4 protein-coding genes are annotated in these 6744 nt (G+C 67.7%); all 4 read right to left on the bottom strand.

Going from position 1 to position 6744, the window contains the following annotated elements; translation table 11 throughout:
• Positions 1-563: 563 nt before the first annotated feature.
• Positions 564-1847, bottom strand: coding sequence for a tyrosine--tRNA ligase (tyrS, locus tag G528_RS0111065; protein ID WP_026919025.1), 1284 nt, complete (start codon positions 1845-1847; stop codon positions 564-566).
• Positions 1844-2062 carry a Trm112 family protein gene (locus tag G528_RS0111060; RefSeq protein ID WP_026919024.1) on the bottom strand — a complete coding sequence of 73 codons (219 nt, stop codon included), beginning with the start codon at positions 2060-2062 and terminating at the stop codon, positions 1844-1846. Before G528_RS0111060 ends, tyrS begins: the two co-directional genes overlap by 4 nt.
• Before the next feature lie 66 nt (positions 2063-2128).
• Positions 2129-5137 carry an AMP-binding protein gene (locus G528_RS0111055; RefSeq protein ID WP_026919023.1) on the bottom strand — a complete coding sequence of 1003 codons (3009 nt, stop codon included), beginning with the start codon at positions 5135-5137 and terminating at the stop codon, positions 2129-2131.
• Positions 5138-5273: 136 nt separating this feature from the next.
• Complete coding sequence (gene argH / locus G528_RS0111050; protein ID WP_026919022.1) at positions 5274-6713, bottom strand: argininosuccinate lyase; 1440 nt, start codon at positions 6711-6713, stop codon at positions 5274-5276.
• Positions 6714-6744: the final 31 nt, after the last annotated feature.

Below are 6744 nucleotides of genomic sequence, written 5' to 3'. Positions count from 1 at the left end.
CACGCCGCCAGCGTTCGTCCTGAGCCAGGATCAAACTCTCCAACAAAAATGCAGAAACAAACGTTTCAACACAAAGCCAGAAAAAGAACCTGACCAATCCAAAAAACTGACATGGTAAAAATCATCCAAAAACACTCACCAACCACCACACGGCAGCCGGCAAGCACAATCTGTCCAAAATCCCCACGCCACAAAACAAAAATGTGGCACAAGAAATCCAAAACACACTATCGAGTTCTCAAAAAACACACACCCACCAGCACCAACCCCCACAACAGGAGCCAACCACCAGCAAGCACCACCCCGTCCCCGAGGCGACCTTCCCAGCCTACCAGGCTGAGGAGGTTCACACAAACGCAGGTCATCGAGGTTCTCGAACGAACTTCGTGAGACTCTGCGATGTGCAGGACCGCTACTCTACCCCGCCTGCATCTTTCGGCGCAAGTCCGGTGTGTCCGGCAGGGATTTCGCGAATCAGCGTTTGTCGCGCTGATTCGATAATCAAGGTACACAGAACGGGCGCCGGAGACAAATCGTCGACCGTCGTCGCCGGTTTGTGCAGGTCAGTCTCCGATTCGGGCGCCGGCGAAGGTCTTCTTCCCGCGGCGGAGCACCAACCACCGGCCGAACAGCAGGTCCTCCTCGGTCGGCGTCCACTCGACATCGGTGACCTTCTGGTTGTTGACGTACGCGCCGCCCTCGTCGATCGACCGCCGCGCGGCCTTGTTCCCCGCCGCGAGGCCGGACTCGACGAACAGCTCGACGATCGTCGGCGTCGCACCGGAGGGGAAGGTCGCCGTACCCGTCTCCGCCAGGGCGGCGGCGAGCGTCGCCTCGTCCAAACCCTCGAGCTCCGCACGTCCGAAGAGTGCACGACTGGCGAGTTCGGCCGCTTCCGTCTGCTCCGGCCCGTGGATCAGCGTCGTGAGCTCGGCCGCCAGGCGTTTCTGAGCGAGCCGCAGGTGCGGCGTCTCCTGTGTGGCGCGGTCGAGTTCCTCGATCTCCGCGCGCTCCAGGAAGGTGAACCACTTCAGGAACCGGACGACGTCGGCGTCGGCCGTGTTCACGAAGTACTGGTACCAGGCGTACGGGCTCGTGAGCTCGGGATCCAGCCACACGCTGCCGCCACCGGTCGACTTCCCGAACTTCTTGCCGTCCGCAGAGGTGACCAGCGGGACCGTCAATGCGTGTGCGGACGCACCGTCGACCTTGCGGATCAGTTCCGCCCCGCCGACGATGTTGCCCCACTGGTCGGAACCGCCGATCTGCAGCACGGCGCCGTACTCGCGATGCAACTGGAGGTAGTCGTTCGCCTGCAGCAGCAGGTAGCTGAACTCCGTGTAGCTGATGCCGTCCGCGTCCAGCCGTCGCTTGACGGTGTCGCGCGCCAGCATGACATTGACCGAGAAGTGTTTGCCGACGTCGCGCAGGAACTCGATCGTCGTGAGCGGACCGGTCCAATCCATGTTGTTGACCAGCACTCCGCCGGTGGGCGAATCGTCGAACGAGACGAATCGCTCGAGTTGACCGACGATCCGGCCGGCCCAATCGGCGACGGTGTCGACCGTGTTCATGGTTCGCTCGCCGACGTCCCGCGGATCTCCGATCAGGCCGGTGGCCCCACCCGCCAGGACGAGTGGCCGATGCCCCGCGAGCTGGAATCTGCGCAGGGTCAACAAGGGCACCAGGTGCCCGGCGTGCAGGCTCGCGGCAGTCGGATCGAAACCGGCGTACAGGGTGATCGGGGTGTCGAGAGCCGCCCGCAACGCGTCCCGGTCGGTCGTCTGCCCGACGAGTCCGCGCCACTCCAGATCGTCCAGGATGTTCTGCTCCACCGGGCTTCTCACGCCTCTCTCGCGGTGAACCGCGCGTGCTCGTCATCGCTGACCGGTCGTGCATCGTCGATCAGCATGTTCGGAATTCCGTAGTCGTCGATGGCGTATGCGACGCGGAGACGCGGGTTGTACAGTTCGTCTCCGGCGTCGATCAGGTCGCCCAGATCCTGCGGGCAGACCAATCGGTCGCGGACCACCGGATCGATGCTCTCGGCGCGTGTCGCCATCAGCTCCCACCTCGTCGTGTGTCGAACAGGGCCCGTGCGGGATCCCGTTCCCATCAGCAGTCCAGGTTACCGGGGCCCGCTCGACCCCCGCGCCGCGGTGTTCTCGTCCGTGGGGGCGGCGGTCCAGTCGATCGCGGCGGCGGCGCTCGCCGTGTACCGGCGATACCGTCCGGAGGAGTCGCGATACCAGATCTTCGACCCCGGCCGCGGCATTCCACGTGCCGCCAGCGCTCCGGTCATCGGCCGGAACGACTCGGAGACCGGTATCGAGTCGACGACCATCACCAGGTGCGGTCGTTGATCCGCGGGCAACTCCCCCAGACCCACTCGGATCTGGGTCGGCGTGAGCGAACCCGCGCCGTCCCGCAGGGTGACGGCTGCGACCGCGACCTGCTCGCCCGGCTCACCGACCGCGTACACCCCGACCAGGTCGACGCCGTGAACCAGGGTCAGTGCCTGCTGCATCGGGATCGGGTACATCGCTCCGGCCGCACTGCGAATGACTCCCTGCGCCGAGCCCATGTACCACAGGTCGCCGTCGGTGTCGGCACGGAAGAGACTGCCGCCGACCTCCCATCGATCATGGGGACGGAACACGTCGCGCAGGACGAGTCCGCTGGCCTCGAAACGTTGGCCCGCATGCGCGACCAGCATTCCGACCTCGCGCGGGCCGGCCTCTCGGATGAAACCGGTGTCCCGGTCGATCTCCATGCGTTCGGTGATCGGATCGTAGGCGGCGATGCGGACCGGGTTGGTCTCCGGCAGGGGGCGGCCCATCGAGCCGACCTTGCTGTCGTCGACGTTGGCGAGGATCGCCGACCCGTCCGCGGTGGCGAAGAACTCCAGGACGCGGGCACTCGGCAGGGCGTCGCGCAGTTCGCTCCACAGTCCGGACGGGAGACCCGACCCCATGAAGAGTCGGACACTGCCGAGCTGCTCCGGGTCGAACTCCGGATCGTGCACCACTCCGGCGAGCATCGTCCACGTGTAGGAGACGACGGTGACGCCGTAGCGCCGAACCTCGCGCGTGAACTGCTCCGGGCTCACGCCGGTGGACAGGGCGATGCGGGAACGACCCGCCGCCGTGGCTCCCAGCGTCGTCAGCAGACCCGAGGCGTGGTGCAGCGGGGGAAGGCAGTACACCGTGTCGCGGTTGGACAGGTTGGCGGCGGCCGCCGCGCCGAATGCCGACATCGCGAACCGGTGATTGGTCACCGACCAGCGGTTCAACCGGCCCTGCGTCTTGGTGAAGAGGATGAACGCCAGATCGCCCGCCAAACCGGGGTCCGGTCGGTACCACCCGGGCAGGCGGACGCGCGAGGGGTCGATCTGCTCCATGTCGACGACGTGTTCGCCGTCGGCGCGTTCGATGACACGCGCGTCTCCGCTGCCGCCGCCGAGAACGAGCACCCTGTCGCTCGCGGCGGCCGCGCGGTCCAGGTGAACGGGGTCGGTGACGATCACCTTGGCCTCGGCCAGATTCAACATCTCGGGCAGATCGTCACCGGCCTGCAGCAGCACGGCCACCGCGCCGAGTCGCGAGAGCGCCGCGATCGTCACGAGCGCCGACGGCCGCGGATCCATCATCAGGCCCACGTGCATTCCGGGCCGGATGCCGCACTCGATCAGTCCGCGCACGACGTTGTCGATGCGGGTGTTCACCTGGGTGTGGGTCAGCACGCGGTCCTCGAACAGGAACAGCTCATCGTGCGGTGTGCGTTTGGCGTTCTCGCTCATCAGCTTGCCGAGCGACACGCGGGTCGACGGCTGGATCTGTCCCAAGCGGAACAGCCGCGGGACGGTCCTGACCGATTCGGTGGCCACCGCGAGCGTCGTGCGCTGCAGCGAGCCGACGGCGTCGAGCAGCTCCCGGGAGACGGCCGTGCCCGCTCCGGCGACCTGTCCGACGCCGTAGGAGAGCCGGTTGCTCCAGCTGATGCCGGTGCCGCGGCCGCCCGCGTCGACCGTCATCGGTTCCACGGACTCCGGACGTTCGCCGCGGCCCTCGCGCCACGTGATCCACTCGCCGACCGTCGGCCACGTCTCACGGCCGGCCGTCGACCCGACGACCAGACCGAAGTGCCCGACCGGGAGCGACGCCTCGAAGACGTCGGCGTCGGGTGCCGCGCGTCGGATGCCGCGGACGGCCAGGGGCTGACCGATGTCGTCGGTCTCCCCGACGAACGCCAGGACCGGACAGGTGATCTCGGTCATCGACACCACGTCGCCGTCGATGACGAATCCGCCCGACATCATCCGGTTGTGGACGACGAACTGGCGTAGGAGTTCGGCGACGGCCGGCCCCGACCACGCGACCCACCCCTCCTGTTCGATGAACCGTCGCTGATCCTCGCGCGGGAGCAGCACGTCGCGGTCATGGAGTTTGCGCAGGAAGTCGATGCGGCTGCGCGCGGTCTTCACCGGGTCGGCGAGTTGGAAGCCCGTGCGGGCGAGCCAACTCGGGATCCACAGACGATTGAAGACGTTGTCGGCGACGAATTCGGCGCCCGGCACCACGAGGTTCGCCGGGAGTCCGAGCGGGAGTGCGGCGAGGACGTCGACGGGACTGCCGAAGGTCACCAGGCTCGCGAGTCCGGCCGAGCGACGGTAGGCGGCCGTCTGGTAGGCGAACATCCCGCCCTGCGAGTACCCGCCCAGGTGGACGTCGCGGCCGACCACGCCGCGCACCAGGTCGATGACGCGGCTGATCGCGACCACGTGATCGGTCAGGGTGCGTTCCATGCCGCCCTCTTCGTGATCCGGTGATCCGAAGTCGACCACCCACGGGATGACGCCGTGGCGGTACAGCACCGAGACGGCGCCGTTCTGCTGGGTGACGTCGTAGACGTTCGCCGACACCATCATCGGCGGGATCAGAATGATGTGCGCGTATCCGTCGCCCGGATCGTCCGGGAAGTAGCGGCGCAACCGGTACATCCGCTCGGTCTCGACCACCTTGTACGGTGTCGGTTCCGAGCCGGTGTCCAGGCCGCCCATCCGGATGACCTCGAGACCGTTCTGGGCCGTCGCGACGATCCGTCCGACGGCTCCGCTCACATCTGGCAGGCCCTTCACTCGGTCACTCCCCTCGCCGCTCGGCTCGCCCGTCGAAGGCCGACGGCGCCGACCGGTGCAAGCACGTGCAGTGTACTCGTCACGGTTCTTCTTTCTGGACGATTGTCGCTGGACGCGACTCTTCGCCGGGTCCGCCTCAGGACAACGCGCGGCGCAGTTCGGCGATCCGGGCCGTTGCCGCGTCGATCTGCCTGTCGACCTGCGGGGAGGCCGTGCCGCCGAGCGCATTGCGCGACTCGATGGACCCGGTCACCGTCAACACCTCGCGAACGTGGGCGGTCAGCGCCGGGTGGATGCGCGTCATCGTCTCGTCGTCCAGCTCGTCGAGGCCGACGCCCCGCTCCTCCGCTTCGCGGACGCACGCTCCCGCCACCTCGTGGGCGACGCGGAACGGGACGCCCTGCCGCACGAGCCATTCGGCGATGTCCGTCGCCAGGGTGAAGCCGGCCGGCGCGAGCTCGGCCATGCGTTCGGGGTGGAAGGTCAGGGTGCCGACGAGTCCGGCCATCGCGGGCAGGAGCAGATCGAGCTGGGCGACCGAGTCGAAGACCGGTTCCTTGTCCTCCTGCAGATCACGGTTGTAGGCGAGCGGCTGCGCCTTCAGCGTCGCGAGCAGCCCGGTGAGGTTCCCCAGCATGCGTCCGGCTTTGCCGCGCGCCAGCTCCGCGACGTCCGGGTTCTTCTTCTGCGGCATGATCGAGCTGCCGGTCGACCACGCGTCGGCGAGAGTCACGTACCCGAACTCGGGTGTGCTCCACAGGATCACGTCCTCACCCAGCCGCGACATGTCGACGCCGATCATCGCGAACACGAAGGCCGCCTCCGCCGCGAAGTCTCGCGAGGACGTCGCGTCGATCGAGTTCTCGGCCGCGGAGTCGAAGCCGAGGTCCGCGGCGATGGCGGCCGGATCGAGTCCCAGGGAGGATCCGGCGAGGGCTCCGGACCCGTACGGCGAGACCGCGACGCGGCGGTCCGCATCGACGATCCGGGCCACGTCACGCAGCAGTGGTTGCGCATGTGCCAGGAGGGTGTGCCCCAGGAGCACCGGCTGTGCGGCCTGCAGGTGGGTCTTGCCCGGCATCACGACTCCCGGATTCGCGGCAGCCTGATCGACGAGTGCACTCACGAGTTCGAGGACGCCGAGTCCGACCCGCCGCATCGCGTCGCGCAGCCACATGCGAAACAGGGTCGCGACCTGGTCGTTGCGGGAGCGGCCCGCGCGCAGCCGTCCGCCGATCTCGGGGCCGACGCGTTCGATCAGCCCTCGTTCGAGAGCGCCGTGGACGTCCTCATCGGACTCCGCGGGAACGAACGCCCCCGCTGCGACGTCGTCGGCGAGCCGATCGAGGCCCGCCTGCATCGCCGCCGCGTCCTCGTCGCTCAGGAGCCCGGCGCCCGCCAGCACCCGGGCGTGGGCTTTCGAGGCGCGGATGTCGTACGGGGCCAATGCCCAGTCGAAGTGCGTCGACTTGCTCAACGCAGCCATCGCCGCGGCGGGTCCGTCGGCGAACCGACCTCCCCACAGGGCCCCCTCGTTCGTCCCCTCGTGGCTGGTCTTGTCATCGGCACTCGCCATGGTGGTGCGGCTCCTCGTGAAGTCGGTCGGA

The sequence above is a fragment of the Gordonia shandongensis DSM 45094 genome, assembly GCF_000423025.1.
GTDB classification, from domain to species: Bacteria; Actinomycetota; Actinomycetes; order Mycobacteriales; family Mycobacteriaceae; genus Gordonia; species Gordonia shandongensis.
Note: the sequence above shows the minus strand (reverse complement) of the source record. Positions and strands in the feature narration are given on the sequence as shown.

Excerpts from the sequence above, each read along its gene's own strand:
- G528_RS0111060 (WP_026919024.1), bottom strand. The coding sequence starts at position 2,062 with ATGGCGACACGCGCCGAGAGCATCGATCCGGTGGTCCGCGACCGATTG.
- argH (WP_026919022.1), bottom strand. The coding sequence starts at position 6,713 with ATGGCGAGTGCCGATGACAAGACCAGCCACGAGGGGACGAACGAGGGG.